The sequence below is a fragment of the Aliiglaciecola sp. M165 genome (assembly GCF_007197995.1).
Classification (GTDB): domain Bacteria; phylum Pseudomonadota; class Gammaproteobacteria; order Enterobacterales; family Alteromonadaceae; genus Aliiglaciecola.
The window spans coordinates 1-524 of sequence record NZ_VKKH01000022.1 but is presented as its reverse complement, the minus strand read 5'-3'; the positions used below and the strand labels follow the sequence as shown (position 1 = coordinate 524).

The 524-nt window shown below is 42.6% G+C and carries 1 tRNA gene and 1 rRNA gene; both read right to left on the bottom strand.

Annotated features, from left to right (window positions below):
* Positions 1-231 precede the first annotated feature (231 nt).
* Positions 232-308: transfer RNA gene (locus tag FM019_RS20735), tRNA-Ile, on the bottom strand.
* Between the two features lie 79 nt (positions 309-387).
* Positions 388-524 (bottom strand): 16S ribosomal RNA (locus tag FM019_RS20730); the annotation flags it as partial.

Below are 524 nucleotides of genomic sequence, written 5' to 3'. Positions count from 1 at the left end.
TGCTCTTCATATTACTCTTTGTTTTTTGATTACTTTATCAGCTTTCCAAATTGTTAAAGAACATGAGGATGTTTTACTTTCCTCTTAAGGTTTAAAAAACCCTAATCAATAACTGCTTTGTAACATCTATTGATTAAGGCTTTACTTCCACTGCCTGAGCGATGCACATTCCCCACTTTATTTACTTCCTCAATCAAGGTAAAAACCTCAGACCTTTAGCAAGTAGGAAAATGGTAGGCTTGGGCAGACTTGAACTGCCGACCTCACCCTTATCAGGGGTGCGCTCTAACCAGCTGAGCTACAAGCCTAATGCTTGCATCGTTCTTCTTCATTCAACAACAAAACAATCTGTGTAGGCACTACATCACAACAGGCATTACCTTAGTGTAAGGAGGTGATCCAACCCCAGGTTCCCCTAGGGTTACCTTGTTACGACTTCACCCCAGTCATGAAACACAAAGTGGTGAACGTCCCCCCGAAGGTTAGACTATCCACTTCTTTTGCATCCCACTCCCATGGTGTGA